This is a genomic window from Corynebacterium sp. ACRPO (genome assembly GCF_022347205.1).
Taxonomy (GTDB): Bacteria; Actinomycetota; Actinomycetes; order Mycobacteriales; family Mycobacteriaceae; genus Corynebacterium.
Map to the genome: position 1 here is coordinate 156,366 of NZ_JAKRNE010000003.1, position 23,981 is coordinate 180,346.

23 protein-coding genes and 4 tRNA genes are annotated in these 23,981 nt (G+C 61.8%); 11 read left to right on the forward strand and 16 right to left on the reverse strand.

The annotated features are described in order from the left end of the window. Positions 1–22 precede the first annotated feature (22 nt). From MHY22_RS03930 to MHY22_RS03940, 3 genes are read left to right on the forward strand one after another with little or no spacing between them, the layout of a single operon-like run. Positions 23–1,039 carry a pyridoxal-phosphate dependent enzyme gene (locus MHY22_RS03930; RefSeq protein WP_239278144.1) on the forward strand — a complete coding sequence of 339 codons (1,017 nt, stop codon included), beginning with the start codon at positions 23–25 and terminating at the stop codon, positions 1,037–1,039. Continuing rightward, positions 1,036–2,337 (forward strand): FAD/NAD(P)-binding domain-containing protein, encoded by a 1,302-nt coding sequence (locus tag MHY22_RS03935; RefSeq protein WP_239278145.1) that lies wholly within the window; start codon positions 1,036–1,038, stop codon positions 2,335–2,337. Before MHY22_RS03930 ends, MHY22_RS03935 begins: the two co-directional genes overlap by 4 nt. Continuing rightward, positions 2,334–3,722 carry a Y4yA family PLP-dependent enzyme gene (locus tag MHY22_RS03940; RefSeq protein ID WP_239278146.1) on the forward strand — a complete coding sequence of 463 codons (1,389 nt, stop codon included), beginning with the start codon at positions 2,334–2,336 and terminating at the stop codon, positions 3,720–3,722. The genes MHY22_RS03935 and MHY22_RS03940 overlap by 4 nt, the downstream gene beginning before the upstream one ends. Positions 3,723–3,806: 84 nt before the next feature. Here the strand turns inward: MHY22_RS03940 and rplA are convergent, their stop codons facing one another. The 7 genes from rplA to MHY22_RS03975 form a co-directional block, all read right to left on the reverse strand. Continuing rightward, positions 3,807–4,511 (reverse strand): 50S ribosomal protein L1, encoded by a 705-nt coding sequence (gene rplA / locus MHY22_RS03945; RefSeq protein WP_049383568.1) that lies wholly within the window; start codon positions 4,509–4,511, stop codon positions 3,807–3,809. 68 nt (positions 4,512–4,579) lie between these two features. Further along, positions 4,580–5,023: a 50S ribosomal protein L11 gene (gene rplK / locus MHY22_RS03950; RefSeq protein WP_049358678.1), complete on the reverse strand. Its 444-nt coding sequence runs from the start codon at positions 5,021–5,023 to the stop codon at positions 4,580–4,582. 172 nt (positions 5,024–5,195) lie between these two features. Further along, positions 5,196–6,125 carry a transcription termination/antitermination protein NusG gene (nusG, locus tag MHY22_RS03955; RefSeq protein ID WP_239278147.1) on the reverse strand — a complete coding sequence of 310 codons (930 nt, stop codon included), beginning with the start codon at positions 6,123–6,125 and terminating at the stop codon, positions 5,196–5,198. 125 nt (positions 6,126–6,250) lie between these two features. Then, positions 6,251–6,586 (reverse strand): preprotein translocase subunit SecE, encoded by a 336-nt coding sequence (secE, locus tag MHY22_RS03960; protein ID WP_239278148.1) that lies wholly within the window; start codon positions 6,584–6,586, stop codon positions 6,251–6,253. A 213-nt stretch (positions 6,587–6,799) separates the two neighbouring features. Continuing rightward, a tRNA-Trp gene (locus tag MHY22_RS03965) sits at positions 6,800–6,872 on the reverse strand. A gap of 156 nt (positions 6,873–7,028) precedes the next feature. Next, positions 7,029–7,100: transfer RNA gene (locus MHY22_RS03970), tRNA-Met, on the reverse strand. 38 nt (positions 7,101–7,138) lie between these two features. Further along, positions 7,139–7,214: transfer RNA gene (locus MHY22_RS03975), tRNA-Thr, on the reverse strand. Positions 7,215–7,370: 156 nt separating this feature from the next. Here MHY22_RS03975 and MHY22_RS03980 point away from each other — a divergent pair. Beyond that, positions 7,371–7,721 carry a hypothetical protein gene (locus MHY22_RS03980; protein WP_239278149.1) on the forward strand — a complete coding sequence of 117 codons (351 nt, stop codon included), beginning with the start codon at positions 7,371–7,373 and terminating at the stop codon, positions 7,719–7,721. Positions 7,722–8,283: 562 nt separating this feature from the next. Here the strand turns inward: MHY22_RS03980 and MHY22_RS03985 are convergent. Both MHY22_RS03985 and MHY22_RS03990 read right to left on the reverse strand, forming a co-directional pair. Continuing rightward, a tRNA-Tyr gene (locus tag MHY22_RS03985) sits at positions 8,284–8,365 on the reverse strand. Positions 8,366–8,476: 111 nt separating this feature from the next. Next, positions 8,477–9,481 (reverse strand): polyprenyl synthetase family protein, encoded by a 1,005-nt coding sequence (locus MHY22_RS03990; RefSeq protein ID WP_239274472.1) that lies wholly within the window; start codon positions 9,479–9,481, stop codon positions 8,477–8,479. A gap of 98 nt (positions 9,482–9,579) precedes the next feature. On the opposite strand from MHY22_RS03990, the gene MHY22_RS03995 reads away from it, so the two are divergent. Then, a complete protein-coding gene (locus tag MHY22_RS03995; protein WP_239278150.1) occupies positions 9,580–10,845 on the forward strand; it encodes a geranylgeranyl reductase family protein in 1,266 nt (421 codons plus the stop codon). Between the two features lie 41 nt (positions 10,846–10,886). Here the strand turns inward: MHY22_RS03995 and MHY22_RS04000 are convergent, their stop codons facing one another. From MHY22_RS04000 to MHY22_RS04025, 6 genes are all read right to left on the reverse strand, one after another. Beyond that, positions 10,887–11,576 (reverse strand): demethylmenaquinone methyltransferase, encoded by a 690-nt coding sequence (locus tag MHY22_RS04000; protein ID WP_239278152.1) that lies wholly within the window; start codon positions 11,574–11,576, stop codon positions 10,887–10,889. Between the two features lie 11 nt (positions 11,577–11,587). Continuing rightward, positions 11,588–12,787, reverse strand: a complete 1,200-nt coding sequence (locus tag MHY22_RS04005) for a glycosyltransferase family 1 protein (protein WP_239278176.1) — start codon at positions 12,785–12,787, stop codon at positions 11,588–11,590. 60 nt (positions 12,788–12,847) lie between these two features. After that, positions 12,848–13,318 (reverse strand): DUF3592 domain-containing protein, encoded by a 471-nt coding sequence (locus tag MHY22_RS04010; RefSeq protein WP_239278153.1) that lies wholly within the window; start codon positions 13,316–13,318, stop codon positions 12,848–12,850. After that, complete coding sequence (menD, locus tag MHY22_RS04015) at positions 13,319–14,941, reverse strand: 2-succinyl-5-enolpyruvyl-6-hydroxy-3-cyclohexene-1-carboxylic-acid synthase (RefSeq protein ID WP_239278154.1); 1,623 nt, start codon at positions 14,939–14,941, stop codon at positions 13,319–13,321. It lies immediately after the preceding gene. Positions 14,942–15,013: 72 nt separating this feature from the next. Further along, a complete protein-coding gene (locus MHY22_RS04020; RefSeq protein ID WP_239278155.1) occupies positions 15,014–15,745 on the reverse strand; it encodes a hypothetical protein in 732 nt (243 codons plus the stop codon). Positions 15,746–15,823: 78 nt separating this feature from the next. Further along, a complete protein-coding gene (locus tag MHY22_RS04025; protein ID WP_239278156.1) occupies positions 15,824–18,226 on the reverse strand; it encodes an excinuclease ABC subunit UvrA in 2,403 nt (800 codons plus the stop codon). A gap of 359 nt (positions 18,227–18,585) precedes the next feature. Between MHY22_RS04025 and MHY22_RS04030 the strand changes: the two genes are divergently transcribed. Further along, complete coding sequence (locus tag MHY22_RS04030; protein WP_239278157.1) at positions 18,586–19,356, forward strand: hypothetical protein; 771 nt, start codon at positions 18,586–18,588, stop codon at positions 19,354–19,356. 3 nt (positions 19,357–19,359) lie between these two features. On the opposite strand, the gene MHY22_RS04035 is transcribed toward MHY22_RS04030, so the two are convergent. Continuing rightward, positions 19,360–20,400, reverse strand: coding sequence for an o-succinylbenzoate synthase (locus MHY22_RS04035; RefSeq protein WP_370658829.1), 1,041 nt, complete (start codon positions 20,398–20,400; stop codon positions 19,360–19,362). 75 nt (positions 20,401–20,475) lie between these two features. Here MHY22_RS04035 and MHY22_RS04040 point away from each other — a divergent pair, with 75 nt between their 5' ends. From MHY22_RS04040 to MHY22_RS04060, 5 genes are all read left to right on the forward strand, one after another. Beyond that, positions 20,476–20,937: a DIP1984 family protein gene (locus tag MHY22_RS04040; protein ID WP_005322951.1), complete on the forward strand. Its 462-nt coding sequence runs from the start codon at positions 20,476–20,478 to the stop codon at positions 20,935–20,937. Between the two features lie 293 nt (positions 20,938–21,230). Then, entirely contained in the window at positions 21,231–22,199 is a 969-nt protein-coding gene (locus MHY22_RS04045; RefSeq protein WP_034668262.1) for a 1,4-dihydroxy-2-naphthoyl-CoA synthase, read from the forward strand. Between the two features lie 15 nt (positions 22,200–22,214). Then, positions 22,215–22,364 (forward strand): hypothetical protein, encoded by a 150-nt coding sequence (locus tag MHY22_RS04050; RefSeq protein WP_005322953.1) that lies wholly within the window; start codon positions 22,215–22,217, stop codon positions 22,362–22,364. Between the two features lie 91 nt (positions 22,365–22,455). Continuing rightward, positions 22,456–22,644: a hypothetical protein gene (locus MHY22_RS04055; protein ID WP_005322954.1), complete on the forward strand. Its 189-nt coding sequence runs from the start codon at positions 22,456–22,458 to the stop codon at positions 22,642–22,644. Positions 22,645–22,813: 169 nt separating this feature from the next. After that, positions 22,814–23,980, forward strand: a complete 1,167-nt coding sequence (locus MHY22_RS04060) for a metal ABC transporter substrate-binding protein (protein ID WP_023020502.1) — start codon at positions 22,814–22,816, stop codon at positions 23,978–23,980. Position 23,981: the final 1 nt, after the last annotated feature.

The window sequence follows — 23,981 nt, forward strand, 5'->3', positions numbered from 1 at the left end:
AAGGTGGACGTAAAGGTCTACCATGGGGCCAATGATGAGCCCCAGGATTCATTCTCAAGCGCACCCGCCGATTGGCAATACCCCTCTCATGCGAGTGGAGGCGATTAGCCCCCGGCCGGATGTCCACCTCTATCTCAAACTCGAACAATTCAACCTCGGCGGTTCTGCAAAAGACCGGACCGCCCGAGCCCTAATCCAGGCAGCCCTCGAAGCCGGCGATATCCGCCCGGGTTCGACGCTGGTGGAATCTTCCTCCGGCAACCTGGGCATGGCTCTTGCTCGCCAAGCCCCGCTCCAGGGGATGAAGTTCCACTGCGTGGTGGATCCGCGGGTCAACGCCTCCACGGTAGCTACCATGCGGGCCTACGGTGCACACGTGGAATTGCTCGACCACCCCGATCCAGAAACCGGCGATTGGCTCACCGCCCGCCGCACCCGCGTGGCCGAGCTTTTGGAAGAGATCCCAGAGTCCTTCAACCTCAACCAGTATTCCAATGAAGCCGCCTTCCACGCCCACGCGGAAGGCACCATGACTGAGATTCTGGACCAGCTCGGTCAGGCGCCCAGTCATCTGCTCGTGGCTATGAGCACCACCGGAACCCTTGGCGGCTGCGTACGCAAGCTCTCTGAGCTGGGCGCAGACACCCACACAATCGGCGTTGATGCGGAAGGCTCCGTGCTTTTTGGTGGTGAGCGTGGCACCCGCATGCTGCCTGGCTATGGCGCTGGAATCGTAACCGAACTATCCACCAAGTTTTCGCCTTCTTCCGTGGAGAGGGTTCCGGACCTCGATGCCATCGTTGCTGCCCGGCAGCTCGCTCAAGCAGAGGGCCTACTGCCTGGCGCTTCCGGCGGTGCCGTCATCGCCGCCTTCCAGCGCCTCGCGCCCTCCCTACCGGCAGGGGCTGAAGTGGTTGCCGTGCTGCACGACGTCGGCCAGCCTTACCTCGACACCATTTATAACGACTCCTGGGTGTGCGAAAACTTCGATATTTCGCCCTCTGAACTCGCGGCGCGCATCGAAGGGTCGGCGCAGTGACCGCTTCTCGTTCTGTCCGCCGCATTGCCATCATTGGAGCTGGCCCACGTGGCCTGTGGGCCGTCGAGGAACTCCTCGAGCGCGCCCGCGTTCCACTCGATGTCACTGTCTTTGACCCCTACCCCGCCGGTGCGGGCGCCGTCTACCGTCCGCAGCAGCCGCCGCAGTGGCGCCTCAACGTCAACTGCGCCATCGTCGCCACTGCCCACGATAGTTTCAACGCTTGGCGCACCCGCCGCGGTGAAGACACCACCGATGCCTTCCCGCCGCGGGCCCAGGTGGGCCAATTCCTCGCCGATACCTGGTCCGCAGCAGTGCGCCGCGCGCCAGCCCACGTTCGCATTCGGCACCTGCCGCACCGCGTGACCGCGGTAAGCGCCGAAAGAGAAGGGTTCATGGTCGATGGCTCCCCCTTCGACGAAGTCCTGGTCTGCACCGGCCACGACCATCTCCACGCTGGGTCTTTGGCCTATGAGGCCTCTTGCGTACCGGTCACCGGTCTTTACTTCGGTGCCGATCTTCCGAGCTCCGCACGGCAAATCGGCGTACGCGGTGCCGCCTTGAGCTTCATCGATGTGTGCCTGCTGTATGGCGATACCGCCGAAACCATCTACCCGGTTAGCCGCAGCGGGCGCTTCATGGAGGTAAAGCCCTCCCCGCAGACACCGCTGCCGGAGGTGTCACCGCGCTGGCGGCAGGCCTGCGCGCATATCGACAACGCTTCGGAGCTGCGTGAGATCCTCATCGGGGCTGCAGGCGAATTCGGTGACTTCTCAACTGCAGACCTCGCCGCCGTTATCGACGGTCAGGATTTCACTGGCGATGCTGTCGCTGAGCTCGAGGCTTCCCTACGTGCGGCCGAAGGTACCGGTCCACTCACCCCGGCCGCAGCCGTAGGCGCGGCGTTTCGTGGGGTATTTCAAGAATGCGTCGATTGGCACAAGGCACATGGACCCATGCCCGGCTTCCGCGAGCTTTCACGCACCCTTGAGCGCGTGGCTTTTGGTCCGCCACCGGTCACAGCCAAGCGCCTGCTCGAGCTGATCCACTCCGGTGTGGTGAATACCCACTACCTAGGCACGCCTGAGCAGATAGATTCCTGGCGGGAGCAGGGCGGCGTGGACCTGCTTATTGACGCCACCGTTGCTCCGCAAGCCACCCCCTCCCCCTTCCACGACGTTCCTGGCGTAGTGGAAATTGGCCGGATGAATGAGATCTCCCTGCCCGGCCATGACTCCCTTAACCGTTCCGTGCACGATGACATCCCCCGCTGGGCGGAGAAAGTAGGAAACCCATGACCACCACTCCCGTAGACCCACTACCCGTCCACGGCACCGTCCCCTTGCGCGCCCGGTGGGAACGGTGGATGCGTGAGCTCGTCGAAAACCCGCAGCACGTCAGCACATTAACCTCGCGCTACGGTTCTCCGGTGAACGTGTTGAATCCCGCTCCGCTACGCCACAATGCCCAAGAGCTGCTCGACGCGGGCGCTTCCCACGGCGTGGAGACTCAGGTGTTTTTCGCACGCAAGGCCAATAAGGCTCTGTGTTTTGTCGATGCTGCACGCAATGCCGGGCTCGGGGTGGATGTAGCCAGCGAGAACGAGCTCCGCCAAGTGCTCGACCGCGGTGTCGCCCCAGAGCGCATCATCCTCAGCGCCGCTATCAAAACAGATGGCTTGCTCCGCCTCGCGGTTTCGCGAGGCGTCACTATCTCTTGCGATTCTCGCGCCGAATCCCGCCGCATCGCCGCCATTGCGAGGGATTTAGACACCACCGCCCGCGTGGCACCACGCCTCGCTCCAGATCCTAACTCCCTACCTCCCACCCGCTTCGGGGAGAGGCTGCCGACATGGCGGCAAGCCGAGTGGCCTAAGGAACTTCGTGCTGTAGGCGTCCACGTGCACCTGCACGGCTATAGCGAAGCCGACCGTCGGACCGCCCTGGCAGAGGCAATTTCCTTGGTCGAGCACCTCCGCACATTGGGCCAGCCCGCTAGTTTCATCGATATCGGCGGCGGAGTGCCCATGAGCTACCTAGAATCCCGCGAGCAGTGGGAGAATTACCTCGAGCGCATCGCCTCCCAACGCGCTGGTACCGGGGAACCCTTTACGTGGAAAGCGGATCCGCTGTCCAATACTTACCCCTTCTGGCAGGAGCCGACGCGCGGTCAGTGGCTAAACCAGCTCCTCTCCGGTGAGGTCCCCGGCTACGGCACCGCTGGCAAGGAGCTGCGCGAACGGAACATCGCCCTACATCTTGAGCCCGGCCGCAGCTTGCTCGACGGCTGTGGAGTCATCCTCACCGAGGTGAGCTTTCTCAAAGAACGCTCTGATGGCCTGCCCCTCATCGGCGTGGCGATGAATCGCACGCAGTGCCGGACCGCCGCAGATGACATCTTGCTCGACCCTCTCTTGGTACCTACGGCTGGGCCGGTAAAGGAAATCTCCCGTGAGCCACGCACCGGCTTTGTGGTGGGTGCCTACTGCATTGAAGACGAGGTTATCCTGCGCCGCGAACTGGACTTCCCGGATGGCATTGCCGTGGGAGATACCCTCGCCATTCCGAATACAGCCGGATATTTTATGCACATCCTCGAGTCTGCTTCGCACCAAATTCCCTTGGCACGCAACGTCTACTCCGAAGGCGGCGAATGGGTGCCAGACGATATTGACGCCACTTAACTGCCTGCGGTTCACAACATAGAAAAAGGGCTTCGAGGAATTCCTCGAAGCCCTTTAGCTTTAAGCGCAGTGCGCTAAACCGACTTACTCGGTGTAGCCCTTAACCACGGAACCGTCAACCGGGATGCCCGGGCCGGAGGTGGTGGAGATGGTAGCACGCTTGATGTAGATACCCTTAGCGGAAGAAGGCTTCAGGCGCTGGATCTCGTCCATGAGGGCGCCGTAGTTCTCAGCCAGCTTCTCAGCGTCGAAGGATGCCTTGCCGATGATGGCGTGCAGGTTAGCAGCCTTATCAACGCGGAAGGAGATCTTGCCGCCCTTAACCTCAGAGATTGCCTTAGCAACGTCTGCGGTAACGGTGCCGGTCTTCGGGTTCGGCATCAGACCACGCGGGCCCAGGACGCGGGCAACGCGGCCGACCTTGGCCATCTGATCCGGGGTAGCGATAGCAACGTCGAAGTCGATGTTGCCCTCGTTGATCTGCTCGATCAGTTCAGCGGTGCCAACAATGTCAGCGCCAGCTTCCTGAGCGGCGGTAGCCTTCTCGCCCTCAGCGAAGACAGCAACGCGAACGTCCTTACCGGTGCCGTTAGGCAGGGAAACGGTGCCGCGAACCAGCTGGTCAGCCTTGCGCGGGTCAACGCCCAGACGGAAGACGACGTCAACGGTGGCGTCGAAGTTCTTGGAGGAGGTCTCCTTAGCCAGCTTGGTGGCCTCGATCGGACGGTACAGGCGGGACTTATCTACCAGTTCCGCAGCGGCCTTATAAGCCTTAGACTTGGTGCTCATTTAACAATTCCTTTTCTGGATTGGTGTGGTGTTTGGCGGGCCGTAGCTGGCCCTACCACATAAAGTTTTTACTTCTCCGGTGCGCCATCAACGGTGATGCCCATGGAGCGGGCGGTACCGGCGATGATGCGAGCGCCGTTCTCGATGTCACGTGCGTTCAGGTCCGCAAACTTGGTCTCTGCGATTTCCTTGCACTGATCCCAAGACACAGAACCGACCTTGTCGGTGTGTGGGACGCCGGAGCCCTTCTGGATGCCAGCGGCCTTCAGCAGCAGCTTAGCTGCCGGCGGGGTCTTCAGCTTGAAGTCGAAGGAACGGTCCTCGTAGACGGTGATCTCAACCGGAACCACGTTGCCACGCTGATTCTCGGTAGCGGCGTTATAAGCCTTGCAGAACTCCATGATGTTGACGCCGTGGGCACCCAGTGCCGGGCCAACTGGCGGTGCCGGGTTAGCGGCGCCTGCCTCGATCTGCAGCTTGATGAAGCCGGATACCTTCTTCTTAGGAGCCATCGAATTACCTCTTTCCTGTGTTACCGGGATATCCGCCACGATGAATAACGGGATCCCGTCCGGATGCTCACCTTCAGTGGGCCACCGGAGGATGAAACGTTTTCTTATACGCACGCCAAAGGCGCACGGCGTTCCAGTTTAGAACACCGTGCGCCCTGCACAAAATCACTTTTTAGGAGATGCGCTCGATCTCAGTCGGCGACAGCTCCACCGGGGTCTCGCGGCCGAAGATGGACACCAAGCCCTGCATCTTGCCGGTCTCCGGGTCGATCTCGGAAATGGTCGCGGATACGGCAGCCAGCGGTCCGGACAGGATGGTCACTGCCTCGCCCACCTCGAAGTCGTGCGCGTACTTCTTGGCCACTTCCTTCTCCGGCATATCCACAACCTGCTCGCCCTCTGCCTCGTTCGGGGCAGCATCGCCCTTGGTGGACGGCGCCTCGTTGGGCATGAGGAACTTAGCTACGTCGCGGGTCTTAACCGGGGTGGCGTTGCCTTCGTTGCCCACGAAGGAGGTCACGCCCGGGGTTTCGCGGATGACGGACCATGCGGCGTCGTTAAGCTCAGCGCGAACCAGGACGTAGCCCGGCAGCAGCTTGCGCTTCACAATCTTCTTCTTGCCGTCCTTGGTCTCCAGGACCTGCTCAATAGGAACAACGACCTCGAAGATGGAATCTTCTACCTCGAGGGTCTGGGCGCGCATGTCCAGGTTGGTCTTTACCTTGTTTTCGTAGCCGGAGTAGCACTGAATGATGTACCACTGGCCCGGCTGCTTCTTCAGCTCGCGGGTAAAGGCGCGCAGGCGCTTGCGGTAGGCGGCATCCTCGGACTCGTCTTCGCTGGCCTCAGGGGCTGCACCCTCGGCTTCAGCTTCGGCCGCTGCCGGTTCTGCTGCGTCGGTGGACTCGGCGGACTCGCCTGCAGTGTCGGTGGACTCAGCCGTTCCTTCAGTTTCTTCCGCTGCCGGAGCGGCTGGGGTAGCATCTTCCTGCTGCGCTTCTTCTACGGAGCTAGCGTGCTCTGCCGCCTGCTCCTGCACGTTGGACTGCATTGCCTCTTCCAGCGAGGTGCCTACGGTTTCGACGTTATTCTCGTCGCTCATAATTCTTACTCCAAAAAATTCCTCGGCGCGTTGCGTAGGACCAGCCTACCCGCCCGCGTATGGGCAAAAAGTATCCCGCCGTTCCTTGAAGCGGAAACAGCGGGATAAAAGGTTATGCAGCTATCTTACTTATCAGAGAGAACCTGCTCAACTCCGAGACCAGCCAGGGTGTCAACGCCCCAGACCAAAGCGGTCATCACGATAAGGAACGCAAAGGTAATGAGGGTGTACTGCAGCATCTCCTTAGCGGTAGGCCACACCACCTTCTTCATCTCGGATGCAACCTCGCCAGGGAAAGCGGCTACGCCACCACCTGGGGTGTCATCGTGGTTCTTATCCTCTACGCGGACGACGTGCTTATCGGCGTAGTCCGCGGAGGACGTGGTAGCCGCACCAGAGAGCTGACGCTTACCGGTCGGGCGCGATGCACCCGAATTCTTCGGCTGCTGCTCATCGCTCACAGCTAACCCTCCTTGGGAACTAAATCTAATAGGGCGCTTAACGCGCACCTCCATAACTTTGTCAACCCTAGCAAAGCTCGCCCAGCATGAAAAGCTGACCACGGCATTTGCAAGGCGTGGCCTTGACAACATGTGCGTGGGCCAAGCGCCACGAAGAAATTAGGGCATGAAGAAACCCCGCCACCTGATGCCAGATGACGGGGGTTTACTGTGCAGGGGCGACAGGACTCGAACCTGCAACCTACGGTTTTGGAGACCGTTGCGCTACCAATTGCGCCACGCCCCTATTCTTTTATTCCTCAATGCCTAAGCATCAAGCGTTGAAGACCTTACCAGAGCCATAGTTCCAATCCGAAACTAGGCAACTAGGCAACTAGGCACAGCCTGGATTGTCTTCAGCGCGGTAATAAAAAAGCGCCCTGCGGGCGCCTTTCTTTCCCGGTAGCGATGGCGAGAATTGAACTCGCGACACAGCGATTATGAGTCGCTTGCTCTACCACTGAGCTACACCGCCATATTCACCTCGGAGGAGTTCCTTCCTCCAAACATGAATGGAGCCCCCTGACAGAATCGAACTGTCGACCTTTTCCTTACCATGGAAACGCTCTGCCGACTGAGCTAAGGGGGCACATCCTAGCGTTGAACACATCGCTATTTCGTTGTGCTCTCCGTTGCGGACTCCAATAATCTAACCTGCTTTCAACGTTTTACACAAATCGCCACGTCAGAGCCCATAAATATACAGTTCAAGTGGCTTCTTTTTACGCGATGTAAACGTGCTTGAATGAAGGGCGTGTTGGATGACGAGGATCGCCAATCCAGCGATGCTACAAAGCTGTATTACAACTCCGGCTTCGCCAGCATCAGCATTACTGATCCGCGTAAGCAGTCCGATAAAGGGATAAGTCAGCTGTCTAAGCGCTTTGCGCTTGCCGACGCTCGCGAGACCGCCACCCCGCCTCTAGGTTCCACCCTGGCGGATCTTGGCAGCGCCGGCTCCTCCCACCTGCGGCGGCGGCCCCCAAAGGCGCAGAGATCGTGCAGGACAAAGGGCGGCCACTCGCATACAGAGCGTTCCACCAAAGACCTCTACTCCGCGTCCATTTCCCAGCCCACGCGATGCTACCCCCGGTAAGGTGTCAAGATCATCATCGAGCCCGCCGCTCTTTCCGTCGCCCCATTGTCCTCGCCTGGCAAGCCGCCGCAGCCGCCCAGGCGGACTTTGTGAAGACCTCTGATGGCAGCCCGTGAGGGATGATAAGACAGGCGAGCAAACCTGTTAGTACCAAGCGCCTTAGAAAGGTGTACTTTGCTGGTCCTTTAGGCCGCGATGAGAGGAGTTAGATGAGAACAATGTCCCGCCATTCATCCTTAGCAGTTTTGGTAATGATTACGGCCGTTATTTCATTATTGCTCTGCCTCGGCTACTTCATCGGCGGTTTGAATGCGATGTACGTTGCCAAGGCCCTAGCTGAATCGGATTCCACCTCATTGCCAGATATTTCTCGCAGGCTAGGAAATGGCTTTTCTACTTCAAGATCGCTGGGGTTTTCTTAGTTGTTTTCCTCGCCAGTGCTTATGCGGTGTGGCACAAGGCTAAAAGCTCCCGCACCCAGGAGCCCAGCCAGTAGATCCCGCCTCACAGCTGCAGGTACGCTTGAACCCCCGCAAGCTTTTGCTTGCGGGGGTTCATTCTGTGCCAGGTAGAAGATTCGAACTTCTGAAGGCAATGCCGGCGGATTTACAGTCCGCTCCCTTTGGCCGCTCGGGCAACCTGGCATGCACTGTGTGGTGCGAATAAGTACTTTACTACGAACCACCCTCCCACCTACAAATCGCCAGCGTAGTAGGGGCGAAAGGGGCGGGAAAGAGGGGGGCTTCGCCAAGCAGCTAGCCCACGCGGCGCACCGTGTAATCCGCCAATTGACGCAAGGCCTGGCTCGCGGAGTTCTCCGGTAGCACGGCGAGTTGCTCCTCCACCGTGCGCAGGTAGGCATTGATGTCCTCCAGCGCCTTCTGACGGCCGCCAGACTGGTGCAGGAGCTCGATGGCGCGCTCCACCTCGGCGTCGGAATGCAGCGGACCAGTAAGCAGCTCACGCAGCTTGTCGCCCACTTCGCCCTCTTCTTCCAAGGCGTAGAGAACCGGCAGGGTAAATACGCCCTCGCGCAGGTCCGTGCCCGGGGTCTTGCCGGACTCCTTTGGGTCAGAGAAGATGTCGATGACATCATCCACAATCTGAAAGATCATGCCAATGGCACCACCAATGCGGTGCAAGGCTGCGGCATGCTCGGCCGAGGCGCCGGAGTGGTAGGCACCCAGGTAGCCAGCAGAGGCGATGAGCACCGCGGTCTTTTCACGGATAACGGCCGTGTAGTGCTCCACGGCATTGGCCTCACCTGCGCCGATGGTTTCGCGCATCTGGCCGGTCACCAGCTCCTCAAAGGTATCGGCAAAGTGGGCCACGGTGTGGGTATCCAGCTCACTCATCAGGCGGGAGGCATGCGCCAGGAGCGCATCGCCGGCGAGGATGGCCACAGAGTTATTCCACCGCGAATTGGCAGATTCCACGCCGCGGCGGCGGTCCGCCTCATCCATGACATCGTCATGATAAAGGGTGGCTACGTGCACCATCTCCACGACGGTGGCGGCCTTAACAACCTCTTCGCAGCCCGGACGCGGACCATACTCGGAGGCCAGCAGCGCCATCATGGGGCGAAAGCGCTTGCCACCGGCCTTAGACAGGTGGCTGACCTTGTCCTTTAAGAAGTCCTGGCCGCGGTCGATTTCACTGCGCAGCTTGTCTTCTACTGCTTCCATGCCCGCACCAATGCGCTCGTTGAGCTGCGGATCACCAAGATCCACGTGCGTGGCATGCGATTGACCGTGAGTCATTAAATAGTGTTCCTTGCAACTAAAAGCCAGAGATAATCGATTACCTACCGTAGTCCAAACTGCGCCCCTAAACACACTCGAGGGGTCGAACTCATGCAATGATAGTCCTCATGTCGGAGCAGATCGATTCCCAAACCTATGTCGAGGTCGCCATCATTGGCGCTGGGCCTGCCGGAGCCGCCGCCGCGATTCATGCCGCACGCGCCGGTTATGACACCCTCCTTATTGATTCCGCGACGTTTCCCCGCGATAAAACCTGCGGCGACGGGCTCACCCCGCGCGCGATGCACCAGCTTGCTGAGCTCGGCATTGTGGTCAACGCCTCCTACCGCAATCGCGGCCTGAAACTGCACGGCTACGGCGGCGATATTACCGCGCCTTGGCCGGAGACCTACCCCTCCCAGGTGGGCACGGCCCTGCCGCGCTACCGCTTTGATGCCCTGCTTGCCGACGCCGCCCGGAAAGCCGGCGCCACCCTCCTCACCGGCACCCCTGCCACCAACCCGGTGCTCGAGGGCAACCGCGTGACCTCCTTCCGCGTGGGAGAGGCCACAGTGCATGCCAAGTGGATCATCGTGGCCGATGGCGTGCGCTCTACTTTTGGCAAGAAGCTCGGCCGCACCTGGCACCGCGAGGAGGTCTATGGCATTGCCGCGCGTTCCTATGCTTCCTCTACGCATGCCACTGAGCCCTGGATGCACTCCCACGTTGAGCTCAAGGACGAAGAAGGCGAGGTGCAGCCCGGCTACGGTTGGATCTTCCCGCTCGGCCCCGAGCTAGGCCAGGTCAATATCGGCCTCGGCGCGCTGTCGACCGCGCAGCGCCCCGCCAAGATCAACACCAAGAAGCTGCTCGAGTTCTACGCCACCCAACAGCGCACCGAGTGGGGACTCGGGGAAATTGAGCACGTTACCTCTGCCTTACTGCCCATGGGCGGCGCGGCATCTAACGTGGCCGGCGCCAATTGGATGCTCATTGGTGATGCCGCGGCCTGCATCAACCCCCTCAACGGCGAGGGCATCGATTATGGCTTGGAGACCGCCGCGCTGGCCGTAGCCCTGCTCGGCCCGAAGGATTTCACCCTGGCCTGGCCGGCCGTCTTGCGCGAGCACTACGGCGAGTCCTTCCTCTTGGCCCGCACGGCCGCGCGCTTGCTTACTTATCCGCAGTTCCTACCGCTGGCCGGTCCACTGGCCCTGCGCGGGCCCATCGGCCGCATACTCATGCCGGCCGCCGCGCGCCTGATGGGCAACCTCATTACTGACGATGACCGCGACCTCATCGCACGCACCTGGCGCGCCGCCGGCCGTACGGTCTCGTCCCTTCGCCGCGATACGCCCCTCTGGGATTCGACCGCGGCATAGTCCCCCGCCGCAGTCCTCTAGGCGCGGGCTCCGGCCCGCGCCTAGGCTGGCTTTACCGCCGAGTGCAGCGCCACGATGCCGAAGGTAAGGTTCTGCCAGCCGGCCTCGGCCCAGCCATTGCGATTGATAACCGCGGCAAGCTCCTCCTGCCCGGGCCACGCGCGAATGGATTCCGCGAGGTAGATATATGCCTCCGGGTTAGAAGAGACCAGGCGCGCTACCGGCGGGAGCAGACGCATCAAGTATTCCTTGTACACGGTGCCAAAAATCGGTACCACTGGGGTGGAAAACTCCGCCACCGCAAGACGCCCGCCCGGCTTGGTCACGCGCGCCATCTCGCGCAGGCCGAGCTCAAAGTCGTGAATATTGCGCAGGCCATAAGAGATGGTCACGGCGTCAAAGGTGTTATCCGCAAACGGCAGCTGCATGCCATCGCCAGCCACCTTGGGCACGTCACGCTCACGGCCGGCGGCCAGCATGCCACGGGAGAAATCACACGCCACACACCACGCACCGGACTTGGAAAGTTCCACGGTGGACACGGCGGTACCCGCTGCAAGGTCTAGGACCTTCTCGCCCGGCTTAAGGTTCAAACGCTCGCGGGTGCGCTTGCGCCAGTGCGCGTCCTGCCCAAAGGACAGCACGGTATTGGTGAGGTCGTATTTCTCGCCCACGGCGTCAAACATGCGCGCCACATCGAAGGGCTTTTTATCCAGATCTGCCTTAGACACAAATGATCAGTCTAGGCTACACGGGCGCCAAGGGCACGAGCCGCCCATCGCGGCAGCTCGGGACGCTGGCCCAAAATGGTCAGCGGCACCCGGCGAGTATCCTCCAGTACCTCTTCGTAATAGCCCACGAGCTGCTCGCACAGCGCCTTCCACGTCTTGGAGGAAATGGACTCGCGGGCATTGTCCCGCATCTCTTGGTGGATCTCCGGATTGAGCAGAGCGTCCACCGCATTGGGGAGGTCTTCCACAAAGGTCTTTACCTCCAGCAGCAGGCCGTTATAGCCCTCGTTGATGAGGTCTACCGGGCCACCGGCCCGCGGCCCGATGGTCGGCACGCCGGAGGCCTGTGCCTCCTGGATGGACTGGCAGAAGGTCTCGAACTCGCCGGCGTGGACAAAGACGTCCAAGGAGGCATAGGCGGCGGCGAGGTCTTCGCCGGACAGCGCACCGGTAAAGACGGCACCGGGCAGCTGGGCTTCCAACAGCGGGCGCTCCGGTCCATCGCCCACGATGACCAGCTGGATATCCTCGCGCCCGTTGAGCGCCGAGAGGCGGTGCACGCCCTTTTCCGCGGCGAGGCGGCCCACGAAACCAACCACTTTCTTGGTGCCGCTCGGATCCCAGCTGCAGCGCAGCTTGTCAGAGCGCTTGGAGGGATGGAAAAGTTCTGCGTTCACGCCACGACCCCAGTGGCGCACGTTTTTAATGTTGTGCTTTTCCAAGTCCCGGATGGTCAGCGAGGACGGTGCCAGCGTCATCTGGCAGGAGTTATGAATCGTGCGCAGCCACTCCCACACGCCATAGGCCAGCGCGGAGGCATGGTACTTGGTGGCAAAGCCGGCAACATCGGTCTGGTACAACGCTACGGCCGGCACGCGCTGCTGGCGGGCGGAGAAAGCGCCAGCCGCGCCGAGTACGAAGGGGCTGGCCAGGTGGATAATATCCGGCTTGAAATCACGCAGCGCCTCATCGACCGCCGTGGTAGGCACGCCCACCGGCAGCGAATCCACCAGCGGCACGCGCACGGTGGGTACACGGTAGATGGGGAATCCTAGGTAGTCCGGAATTTCCTCCTGTCCTTCACGGGCGCCCGGCGCGATGACGATGGCCTCCTGGCCGGTCTCGTGCAGGTGCTCTAAAACGCGCAGCACGGAGTTGGTCACACCATTGACATTGGGGAGGAAGGATTCAGCCACGATCGCAACACGCATGCCACCATCATGGCCCATTTTCTTAAGTTTATGGTGAAGCCAGTGGAAAATCTTGGTTAATTATTTCTCCGCACGGCGGGTAAAGAAGCTAATCAGCTTCCACAGCACGGCCGCGATGAGCGTGACAACCACCCCTACCGAGAGCGCCGGGATGATGGCCAGCGTCCATTCGCGGCCTTCGACCTTGACTAGGTCTGGGTCGTCCTGGGCGTATTGCACCCACACCTGCTGACCCTCGCCCAGCCCACTGGGATAGAGCAGCCCGTGCTGTGGGGTGTGGTAAATCCCTTCACTGTCTTGGAAATCCACCGTAGTGCGCAGCACGCCCACATCCTTGACCGTAGCCAAAGCGCGCGCGGGGTGGCTGGCGATGGCGTGGTCATTCAGCGCCGGCCCGATGACCATGCCCACCACACCCACCAGCGCGGCCAGATACAGCGCCAGCGTCAGCTGGTGCAGGCGGCGGCGATAGACCGCGGGCGTATAGCGCGGCACCACGGCCGCGTGCGGCTTATGCTGCGGCGGGGCCACTTACTGGCCTACCTTTGCGGTGAGCTTCTCATTGAGCGCCCGGCGCGTGGCACGGGTGGTCTTGGCCTCCACGACGGTAATCCCGGTGGAATATTCTTTCAGCTCCGCCAACGTGTCCAGCAGCTCCTGCGGGGTGGTCACCTCGCGGTAGTCTGCCTCATAGGCTTCTGCCAGCTTGCCGACGTCCACCCCATGCGGCGTCCCAAACGCCGGCTCGAAGGACTCGCGCAGCGCATCGGCGCCTTGTTCCAGGGTCTCGAAGATGCCGCCACCATTGTCATTGGCCACCACGATGGTGAGGTTTTCCGGTCGCGCCTGATCTTCCGGGATGAGCAGGCTATTCGCGTCATGCAAGAAGGTGACATCCCCCATCAGCGCCATAACTCGCGGGGCGCGCCAGTTGGTGGGATCCAGCGATTGCGTGGCCAGGGAAATGCCGATGGCCTGCGCGATGGTTCCATCGATGCCGGCTGCCCCGCGCGGCGAGTACGTATCCACGCCGTCGAAAGGCAGGCCTACCAAGGCTGCATCGCGTACCGGGTTCGAGGCTCCCAACACCAGAGTGTCATTGACGGAGAGCGTATCGCCCACCGCGGCCGCGACGTGCAGCCCGGTGAATCCCAGTTCCTCATCCTCGAGGGTCTCGCGCACCGCTTGTCCAGCCATATCGGTTGCGCCTTCGCAGATCTTCATCCACTCGCGGCTCAGCTCACCGGCGACCTTGACGGTGGTGCCAAGCCGGGCCTCTTCGCCGCGCTGGTTGGTGAAGTCCTTGGTGCGCGAGAGCACCACCAGCTCGATATCCGGGTCATTCATCAGCGCTAGCACGCTGCGGTGCAGCGTCGGATGCCCCACGACGATGACCTGTTCAACCTTGGTGTTGACCACATAATCATTCGCGGAGACCTGCGCCTTGCGGAAGATGTGCGCCGCCGCCGGATGCACCGGATGGTACGGGCCCGGCGCGCTCGGCTCTGCGATGGTTGGCACGTCTTGGAGGCCTTCTACCTCCCAGGCCTCATCGCCCGCAATGACCAGTGTGTTCTTGCTCAAATCCACGGCCACTTCCCCGTGGTCCACAAAGGCCGGTGCTGGCTCGAGCACGCCATCGCCGGAGGTGTGGTCCGGCAGGGTGGCGTCGACAAGCGGGGCATCAAAGGCCACATTGATGTGTACCTGTAGGTCTTCGCGGAAACGCTGGGCCATCGCCGCGATATCGTCCGCGTCGGTGACCTGGGTGGTGTCCGCATAGACGCCGAAGATGCCCTGCTGCTCGATGGTCTGCGACGCCCCCGTGCCCACCAGGCGCTCCGGCCGATCCGCGCTAATGATGGCCAGCGGCGTATGGGAATAGTGTGCCTCCACCACGGCTGGCAGAGTATTGGCCACCGCAGTTCCCGAGGTCATCACCACGCCCACGTGGCGGCGCTGCACCCGCGCCATGCCCAGGGCGGTAAACGCTCCCCCGCGCTCGTCGAGGCGGGTGTGGACGCGGATATCATCACGCGCCAACAGCGCCAGCGACAGCGGCGCGTTGCGCGAACCAGGGCACAAGACGACATCCGTGAGGTGGCGCGCCAGTTGGGCGGCTACCTTCTCAGCCAACTGCATCGATTCATTCATGCCGCCCGATTTTACCTGCCCGCGCGCCATTTCCCTTACCGGGCAGGTGCTGGGCGCTTAGTTCTGAGCGCCCTACTGGTTGGCCGGCTGCTCGCCGCCGCCCAGCAGATCGTTAAGGAGGCCCTCAATGTCCACGTCGCTACCCTTATCCAGCTGGTCTTGTACCTCCGGTGGCAGCTCGGTCGGGATATCGGACGGCAGGTCATTCTGGAAGTCCGGCAGCTTCGGCAAATTATTGGAGTTCTCATCCTGCGCATCCGGCTCTTCGGTATGGGTCACGGTGGTGGGAACCTCCGTGGTCAGCGTTTCCGTCACCGGCTGTGGGTCCGGCTTATCCGCCTCGTCCGCAGCATTGCGCCACAGGAAAAACAACACAGCCGCAGCCAGTACTGCAAGTACCGCGATGGCTGCGAAGACGCCGGCCATAGCCCCGCCACCGCTGCCTTTCTTCTTGCGCTTTTCCGGCTGGTCTGGATCATAGTCCGACGGAACCGGCTCGTACTCGGGCTGCTGCGCGTATTGCTGGCCATATGCCTGCCCGGCCGGCTGCTGATAGTTCTGGCCGTAGCTTTGCTGCTGACCGTAGCCCTGCTGATAGCCAGCGGCCGCATCGAATTGACGAGTCTCATTCTGCGGCTGCTGGTCGCCCGGGAAGTACTGCTTGGGGTGCTCGCGGCGCGCTTGGTCGCGGCTGGGGCCGGCGGCATTATCGGGCACGCGGCCAATCTGGCGCGTGGCATCATCCGCCGGGCTGGACCAGCTGCGGGTTTCATTATTATCGCCATGAGGGCCTTTAGAAGTCATACCCTCTACCTCTACCCCATTTTGCTGTGAGATCCCAGAGAGGTCTCCCACAGCTAACGGGTAGCTAAGGCTCGCTGCTTAATGCGCTCGGCGTGCACTCAAGGCGCGGCCCGTGGCGGTATCCACTGCGGCAACCTGCGCCGGGGTGGCATCCGCGATAATGCGGCCGCCATCTTCGCCAGCGCCCGGGCCCATCTCAATGATGCGGTCCGCATTCGCCATGACCGAAAGATCATGCTCGACGACGATTACCGTATGGCCCGCATCCGCCAGCTTGTGCAGCTCGGTATTGAGCAGGTCGATATCGGCTGGGTGCAGGCCCGTGGTGGGCTCGTCCAGCAGATAGACCGTGTGGCCGCGACGCGAGTTGCGGGAACGCTGCAGCTCCGTGGCCAGCTTGATGCGCTGAGCCTCGCCGCCGGACAGCTCCGGCGCGCCCTGGCCCAAGCGGAGGTAGCCCAGGCCGACGGCCTGCAACGTGGCGATGGCGCGGTAAATCTTTTCTTCCTCGGCAAAGACCCCTGCGGCCTCGTCCACGGTCAGCTCCAAAATGTCCGCGATGGTGCGGCCCTGCCAGGTCACCTCCAAGGTCTCGTCATTGAAGCGGGCACCGCCGCATTCTGGACATGTGGTGTACGAGCCCGGCAAGAAGACCAGCTCCACCTCGATTTTGCCCGCGCCGCCGCAGGTGGGGCACTGGCCTTGCTTTACGTTGTAGGAAAAGCGCGAGACCGTCCATTTGCGCTGCTTGGCCTCATCGCTGGCGGCGAAGAGCTTGCGAACGTTATCGAAAAGCCCGGTATAGGTTGCCAGCGTGGAACGCGGGGTGCGGCCAATGGGCTTCTGGGTAATCTGCACGACGCGCTTTACTCGGTCAAAGCCCTCCGTGCTTTCTACGGACCAGCCCTTGTCCTCGGCCTCTTCCTCATCGGAAACGGCCGTGGCGGACTGTCTTAGCAGGCCAGCCAGCACCGTGCTGACCAAGGTGGATTTACCCGAGCCGGAGACACCGGCGACCGCCGTGAATTGGCCTAAGCCGAAGTCCACATCCAGGTTGTCGATGCTGCGTGCGTTGATGCCGCGCAGGGCGAGGTGGGAGGAGGGGGTGCGGGGGTCGTCGGCAAGCGCGAGCGTGCGGTGAGCCAGCGCGTTGGCGGTAGGGGTGTCCGCGTCATAGTCTGCGACCGGGCCCGAATAGACCACGTTGCCGCCGCGCTCGCCGGCCAGCGGGCCGACGTCAACGAGCCAGTCCGCTTGCGCGACCAAATCCATGTCATGCTCCACCAAGAGCACGGAGTTGCCGGCCGCGATGAAACGGCGGCACATATCCATGACCGCGTCGCGCTCATCGGGGTGCAGGCCGGCCGAGGGCTCGTCGAGCACATACGCCACGCCAAAGAGACCGGAGCGCAGCTGCGCCGCCAGACGGATGCGCTGCATCTCGCCGCCGGACAGGCTCTGCGTCGGCCGATCCAGGCTTAGGTGCGCCAAGCCGAGCTCCAGCGCCGAGGTCAGCGCAGGCAGAATCTGCCGCAGGAGCAAATCCTCGGCCGAATTCTCCTCCGGGTTCTGCTTGCTGAGCACCTCATGCACCCTATCCAGCGGCAGCGCGCCCAGCTCATCAATCGGCATGCCCGCATAGGTGACCTTCAGCGCGGCCGGGTTGAGGCGGCGGCCGCCACAGGTCTCGCACTCGCGGGATTCCATATAGGACAGGGTGCGCTTGCGCAGCGTATCCGATTGGGTCTCCGCCAGCGTCTTTTTGAGGTAGCTGGCCACGGAGCGCCACGTGCCCTCGTAATTGCGCTGAATCTGGTCCTTGCCACGCAGCGGCTTCACCGTGACGACGGGGCGCTCTTCCGTGAAGAGGATCCAGTCGCGGTCTTCTTGCGGTAGATCCTGCCAGGGCGAATCCAGGTCATAGCCCAGACTCATCAGGATGTCGTGGAAGTTCTTGCCGGCCCAGGCACCGGGCCATGCTTGGATGGCGCCTTCCTCAATGGAGAGAGTGGGATCCGGGACCATGGAGTCCTCGGTCGGCTCGTGGACCACGCCCGTGCCGTGGCACTGCGGGCACATGCCCTCCGGGGTATTCGGAGAAAAAGAATCCGAGTACAGGCCCTCCGGGTTATCCCCGGCGCGCGAATAGAGAAGGCGCACGCTATTGGAGAGCGCGGACACCGTGCCCACCGTAGAGCGCGCACCGCCGCCGGAAGTTGATTGCTGCAGCGCGACCGTCGGCGGCAGGCCCTCTACCTGGCTAACCTGCGGGTCGACGGCCGAGCTGATCAGGCGACGGGCGAAGGGCGCCACCGATTCGAGATAGCGACGCTGGCCTTCGCCGTGAATCGTGCCGAATGCCAGCGAAGACTTGCCCGAACCAGACACGCCCGTGACCGCAACGAGCTTGCCGCGGGGCATATCGACGTCGACGTTGCGCAGGTTGTGCAGGTGGGCATCGCGGACCTTGATAGTAGACATGTCCCCTAGCGTACGCACAGGTGGTGGGTTGGGCAGTCTGAAGTCTGACAGCAGTCTCCTTTAGCGATTCACCGGTTTTCTTTCCTGGTTCACCGGTTTTCAACGATTTCGTCCATACATATGGCGAAAATCGTCGACGATTTAGGTGTTTTAGATGGACGAAATCGTTGAAACGAGGAAAGCGGAACCTTCCTGGAAGATTTCCAGTCCAATGAATCATGTGGACGAGAAATGAATTACTAGAATTAGGCCTTACTGACTATCAAATCCGCAGCAGGGTTAGTGAGGGGACGCTGTTACGCTTGCGGCGCAACTGTTACATCGCGGCGGAGGCGAGTGCGAAAGATAAGGTAGCCGCAGTGGCGCAGCTTTATCCGGATGCGGTGTTTACGGGAACGGCGGCTCTCGCGGCCTATGGCTTATGCGAGGTGCGGCTGCCGGCAACGATTCGGGTGGATAACAATCGTCGGGCACAGGTGGATGAGCTGGTGTGTACTGTGAGGTCGCGGCCGGTACCAGCGAATCGGGTCAAGGGCGTGCGGATGGCGTTGCCGGCACAGGCAGTAGCAGATGCGCTAAGCTTCGAGCGCTGCAGCGAGTGGCTGCTCAAAGAGGCACTGGCGCAAGCGTATCGCGGGCTCAACGGCAGGGGGAGATTCGCGGCCGATTTAGAGCTGGTGGCCAGCAAGAAAAGGGACGCGGTGCGCGAGTTAGCGGAGAGGGCACCGGTGGGGACGGCATCGAAGTGGGAGCAGCGAATGTTTCGCGAGATGCGGCGGGTGGGTCTCAAGCCCGTACCGAATTTCCTGCTGGGACCGTACACCTGGGATTTAGGCTTCGAAGCGGGAACGACGGTGGTGGACTTGGACTCGCTTTACTATCACACGCCGGAGAATAATCACCGGGAATTCCTCATCGGGACATGGAAGACCAATCATGCGGTGCAACACGGGTGGGCGCCACTGAAGTTTACGGATGAATGCACCGACTACCACCTCAAGCTGGTGGTGGAGACGGTGCAGGAAACGGTGGCGCATCGGCGCAGTGTGCGCGGGTTAAAGAGCAGGCCACAGAAGGTGCGCCGGGCGATGGCAACTCCGGCGTGGAGGTTTCATCAGAGCTTGCTCTAGGCGCTAGTCAGAAAGGTGCGATTCAGCAAGGTGCGGCCAGCAAGCACGAACGCGGTCGAACCACCAATCGCGGCGGTCGGCGGGGGCGGCGAGTGCGACGAGGCGGTCTGGGTCGGGGGCGAGGATATCGGCGGGAAGGTGGCCATCGACAAGCGGGCGCGGGGCGGTGACATCCTCTTCGAAAAGGGAGCCGGTGGCAAGGCCGGCGGCGGCTGGGGTGACGTCGATGTCCTCGTCGTCGTAGATGCGCGGGAGTGCGGCGACGGCCGCAAGGCCCATATTGATGCCAATGGAGGTATCGAGCGCGGAGGCCACCGTGATATCCATATGGCGCTGGCGCAGGTGTTGGGCCACCTCGAGGACGCGGCGCACGCCGCCAAGCGGGGCGGGCTTGACCACGGCGACGTCCGCAGCCTGCAACTCGGCGACGCGGTACGGGTCGGCGACCTTGCGAATGGATTCATCGGCGGCGACGCGCACAAAGAGGCCGGCGCGCATAAGGCGGCCACGGACCTGGGCAAGCTCCTCAGTGGTGGCGCAGGGCTGTTCCATATAGTCCAGCGGCATCATCATCTGTGCGGCCTCGACCGCCTCATCGACGCTCCAGCCGCCGTTGGCGTCCACGCGCAGGATAGGGATGTCGCCGCGTTGGGTGATGGTGTCGCGGACGGCGCGGACGCGAGCGGCGTCGTCGGCAAGCGTGTGCCCTTTCTCCGCCACCTTGATTTTGAAGGTGCGGCAGCCGGGGTAGCGCTCCACTAGGGCCGGGACCTCGCTGGCGGGTACGGCTGGGATGGTGGCGTTGACCTCGATGGAATCGCGCACCGGCTCCGGGAAGCCCTCGTAGGCAGCCTCGAGCCCGGCGCGCAGCCACGCGGCGGACTCGGCCGGGCCGTATTCCAGGAAGGGCGCGAACTCGCCCCAGCCGGCCGGCCCCTCGATGAGCAAGGCCTCCCTCGTGGTAATGCCGCGGAAACGCACGGCGAGCGGGAGGGAGACTACGTGGGCGCGGTCGAGGACGTCATCGATATGCATGGCCTTCATGGTAGCGCCCGCTAGCCGTTGACCCCTCCCCCGCTCTGCGCTATTTTGGGAACCCATACCAATAGAGGAGGAATTATGCTGCTAGCTGAGGCATTGGCGGAGCGCGCCCAGGCACAGGAGCGCCTCAATAGCCTGCACGAGCGGCTGCTCACCGTAGCCCGCGTGCAGGAGGGCGATACCCCGGATGAGGATCCGCAGGAGCTGCTGCGCGAGCTCGATGGCGTGGCCGGGCGCATCGATGAGCTGGTGCAGGCCATTAATGCGACGAATATCGCCACCGCCTTTGATGAGAAGAGGAACTTGATGGAAGCCCTCGCGCTTCGCGACGGCCTCTTGCGCAAGCGCCGCATCTACCACGACCTGGCGCAGCGGGCGGGCACCCGCTCGGACCGCTATTCCCGCACCGAGATTAAGTTTGTCTCCACCATCCCGGTGGCGGATCTGCGCAAGCGTGTCGATGATTTGTCTAAGCAGTATCGCGAGCTGGATACCCGCATCCAGCAACTGAACTGGAATACCGAACTGAAAAACGGATAGTCATATCGCGCGCTGCTTAAAGCGCGCGATGGTAGCCCACACACCTGCAGCGAGCAGGCCCCCACCCTGGAGGGGAAAATCCTGGGACTCTGGCCCCCTTTAGCGCTTTAAGGGGCGGGGAGTTCGAGTCTCCCCATGGCATGGAGTACCGCGCTGGTATGGCGTACACGGGTATTATGCGGGGCAACAACCTCGCAGTATCGCGTATTGATTATTACCGGCCTGCTGGGCAGCGTGTGTGGGTGAGGGTTGGGAATGGGGACTATTCTTCTTTTGCCACTAAGCTGGCCATCATGAGCGAGCAGAAAAAATACAGCACCGATAATCCGTTCCGCCCGGAATTGTGGCATGCCGTAGAAGGTTTTGAGGACCTGACGGATATCACCTATCACCGGCTCAACGGCGAGGGCCGCAAGAACGGCATCGTGCGCATCGCCTTCGACCGCCCGGAGGTGCGCAATGCGTTTCGCCCGCATACCGTAGACGAGCTCTACCGCGCCCTCGACCACGCCCGCCGCACGCCGGATGTGGGAACGATTTTGCTCACCGGCAATGGTCCTTCCGACAAGGATGGCGGCTGGGCTTTTTGTTCGGGCGGCGACCAGCGCATTCGCGGCCGCTCCGGGTACCGCTACGCCACCGAGCACGCCCATGATGACGCCACCGCGGATGAATCCACCGTGGACACCGCCCGCGAGAAGGTGGAAGGCGGCCGCCTCCATATCCTCGAGGTCCAGCGCCTCATCCGCACCATGCCCAAGGTGGTCATCGCCGTGGTCAATGGTTGGGCGGCCGGCGGCGGGCACTCGCTGCACGTGGTCTGCGATATGACGGTCGCCTCCCGCCAGGAGGCGCGCTTCAAGCAGACGGACGCGGACGTAGGGTCCTTCGACGCCGGCTATGGCTCGGCCTACCTAGCTAAGATGGTGGGCCAAAAATTCGCCCGCGAGATTTTCTTCTTGGGCCGCACCTACGATGCCCAGCGGATGTATGAGATGGGCGCGGTCAATGAGGTTGTCGATCACGCCGACTTGGAAGACGCCGCAATCCAGATGGGCCGCGAAATCAACGGCAAGTCCCCAACAGCCCAGCGCATGCTGAAGTTCGCTTTCAACCTGACCGATGACGGCCTCATGGGCCAGCAGGTCTTCGCCGGCGAGGCGACCCGCCTGGCGTACATGACCGACGAGGCCGTCGAGGGCAAAGAAGCATTCCTCGAAAAGCGCGACCCGCAGTGGGAGCAGTTCCCGTATTACTACTAGCCAGGAGTTAGCACGATGTGGATTTTCGCCATCGGCTTGGCCACACTTGCACTGGCGGGCGTCATCGTCTCGCGAGTGTGGATGCTCAAGCGTATCAAGGATGCGCAGGACAGCGGGGAGCGTCCCTTCGATCAGGAGGACACCCCGCGCAATCCATACATGTAGCGGAGTAAATGGCGTGGGACGCCCTCGGACCGGAGTGAGACATCTCAAGCAATTGTGGACATGCCCATAGTTAATACTTAAAGTGTCGAACATGAAACTCTGCAACTCATTCGTCATGCTCGCAGCACGCGTCGCCCTGGGCGTAATTCTCATCGCCCAGGGCTGGCAAAAGTTCTCCGAATGGACCGTCGCCGTCGCGGGCCTGATGCTCGCCGCCGGCCCCGGCATACGCTCCCTGGATCAGCTCCCCTTCAGCAAAAAGGCAAAAGTAGCCAAATAAGGCCACCGCTTCCTAGCCTCTCACTTCACTCATTGAAGTGAGAGGCATTTTTAAATTTTGGCAGCTTAAGGAAGAGATAGGACCACCTAAGTTCATTACGTTGAACAATCTAGTTCAAGGGTGCTAGTGTTTGTTGAGTTCACTTCTCCTAATACAAAGGAAGTTCATTATGAACTCAAATCACAGCACCCCACGCCGGCCCCTACAGCGCATTCTCGCAGGCACCTGCGCCCTCGCACTCGGCGCCAGCCTCGCCGCTTGCAGCGCCTCGAAGGAATCCATCGACGCTGCAAAGCCGAAGGACGGCGACACCGTCAAGGCCGTGGCCACGACTACCCAGATCTGCGACTACCTCACCCAGATAGCCGCCGGCGGCGTCAAGCTCCACAAGGTCGACTCCCAAGGTGCAGAGACCACCTCCGGCGAGGGCCCAGTGACCCTCGACCTCACCTGTTTGCTCGCCCCCAACGCCAGCGCCCACGAGCACGAGATGACCCCACAGCAGATGCAGGCGCTCTCCCAGGCCGACTACATGTTCGTCAACGGAGTCGACCTCGAGCACTTCCTCGACCAAGCCGTGGACTCCTCCGGCTTCCACGGCGTCATGGCCGTGACCTCGGGCGTCAAGAGCGAAGGTATGGGCGATGGCAACGGCAAGTACACCATCGACGAGGGCATCGAGCACGTGAGCCCGCGCCCGTGGCCTTTCCCGGGGGAGGACGGCGAGGCCCCAGAATTCAAGTACGACCCGCACGTGTGGACCTCCCCGAAGCAGGCCAAGATTCAGGTCGACAACATCGTCAACACGTTGTCCCAGGCCTCCCCGCAGGCCAAGGACGCCTTCACCGCCGCCGGCAAGAAGTACACCGACCAGTTGGAGGACCTCGACAAGTGGGCCAGCGATTCCATGTCCGCAGTTCCTGAGCAAGACCGCGTGCTCTTCTCTTCCCACGACGCCTTCGGCTACTTCTCTAACGAGTATGGCGTGAAATTCATCGGCTCCGCACTGTCTGACTTCAACCACCAGCAGGACGCCACCTCGAGCCACATCGATGAGCAGGTAAAGAAGGTCCGCGAGTCCGGCGCCAAGGCCATCTTTGCGGAGAATTCCAACAACTCGAAGTCCATCGAGGCCATCGCCCGCGCCGCAGGCGTCAAGGCGGTTACATCCGACGACGCTTTGTACGGCGACTCGCTAGGTGTGCCAGGCAGTGAGGGCGAGACCTACATCGGATCCATCGTCCACAACATCAACACCCTGGTCAGCGCCTGGGACTCCAAGCAGCAACCGTTGCCAGAATCGCTGCAGGAATTCGACTTCGCCAAGCGCAAGTAGC

What these genes read in the sequence shown, in the direction of transcription:
- MHY22_RS03980 (WP_239278149.1), top strand. Translation starts at nt 7,371, where the DNA reads ATGAAGGGCGTGTTGGATGACGAGGATCGCCAATCCAGCGATGCTACA.
- MHY22_RS04040 (WP_005322951.1), top strand. Translation starts at nt 20,476, where the DNA reads ATGCTGCTAGCTGAGGCATTGGCGGAGCGCGCCCAGGCACAGGAGCGC.
- MHY22_RS04050 (WP_005322953.1), top strand. Translation starts at nt 22,215, where the DNA reads ATGTGGATTTTCGCCATCGGCTTGGCCACACTTGCACTGGCGGGCGTC.
- nusG (WP_239278147.1), bottom strand. Translation starts at nt 6,125, where the DNA reads ATGAGCGACGAGAATAACGTCGAAACCGTAGGCACCTCGCTGGAAGAG.
- MHY22_RS03990 (WP_239274472.1), bottom strand. Translation starts at nt 9,481, where the DNA reads ATGACTCACGGTCAATCGCATGCCACGCACGTGGATCTTGGTGATCCG.
- rplK (WP_049358678.1), bottom strand. Translation starts at nt 5,023, where the DNA reads ATGGCTCCTAAGAAGAAGGTATCCGGCTTCATCAAGCTGCAGATCGAG.
- MHY22_RS04025 (WP_239278156.1), bottom strand. Translation starts at nt 18,226, where the DNA reads ATGTCTACTATCAAGGTCCGCGATGCCCACCTGCACAACCTGCGCAAC.
- MHY22_RS03995 (WP_239278150.1), top strand. Translation starts at nt 9,580, where the DNA reads ATGATAGTCCTCATGTCGGAGCAGATCGATTCCCAAACCTATGTCGAG.
- rplA (WP_049383568.1), bottom strand. Translation starts at nt 4,511, where the DNA reads ATGAGCACCAAGTCTAAGGCTTATAAGGCCGCTGCGGAACTGGTAGAT.
- MHY22_RS03940 (WP_239278146.1), top strand. Translation starts at nt 2,334, where the DNA reads ATGACCACCACTCCCGTAGACCCACTACCCGTCCACGGCACCGTCCCC.
- menD (WP_239278154.1), bottom strand. Translation starts at nt 14,941, where the DNA reads ATGAATGAATCGATGCAGTTGGCTGAGAAGGTAGCCGCCCAACTGGCG.
- MHY22_RS04020 (WP_239278155.1), bottom strand. Translation starts at nt 15,745, where the DNA reads ATGACTTCTAAAGGCCCTCATGGCGATAATAATGAAACCCGCAGCTGG.
- MHY22_RS04045 (WP_034668262.1), top strand. Translation starts at nt 21,231, where the DNA reads ATGAGCGAGCAGAAAAAATACAGCACCGATAATCCGTTCCGCCCGGAA.
- MHY22_RS04055 (WP_005322954.1), top strand. Translation starts at nt 22,456, where the DNA reads ATGAAACTCTGCAACTCATTCGTCATGCTCGCAGCACGCGTCGCCCTG.
- MHY22_RS04005 (WP_239278176.1), bottom strand. Translation starts at nt 12,787, where the DNA reads ATGCGTGTTGCGATCGTGGCTGAATCCTTCCTCCCCAATGTCAATGGT.
- MHY22_RS04060 (WP_023020502.1), top strand. Translation starts at nt 22,814, where the DNA reads ATGAACTCAAATCACAGCACCCCACGCCGGCCCCTACAGCGCATTCTC.
- MHY22_RS04035 (WP_370658829.1), bottom strand. Translation starts at nt 20,400, where the DNA reads ATGAAGGCCATGCATATCGATGACGTCCTCGACCGCGCCCACGTAGTC.
- MHY22_RS03930 (WP_239278144.1), top strand. Translation starts at nt 23, where the DNA reads ATGGGGCCAATGATGAGCCCCAGGATTCATTCTCAAGCGCACCCGCCG.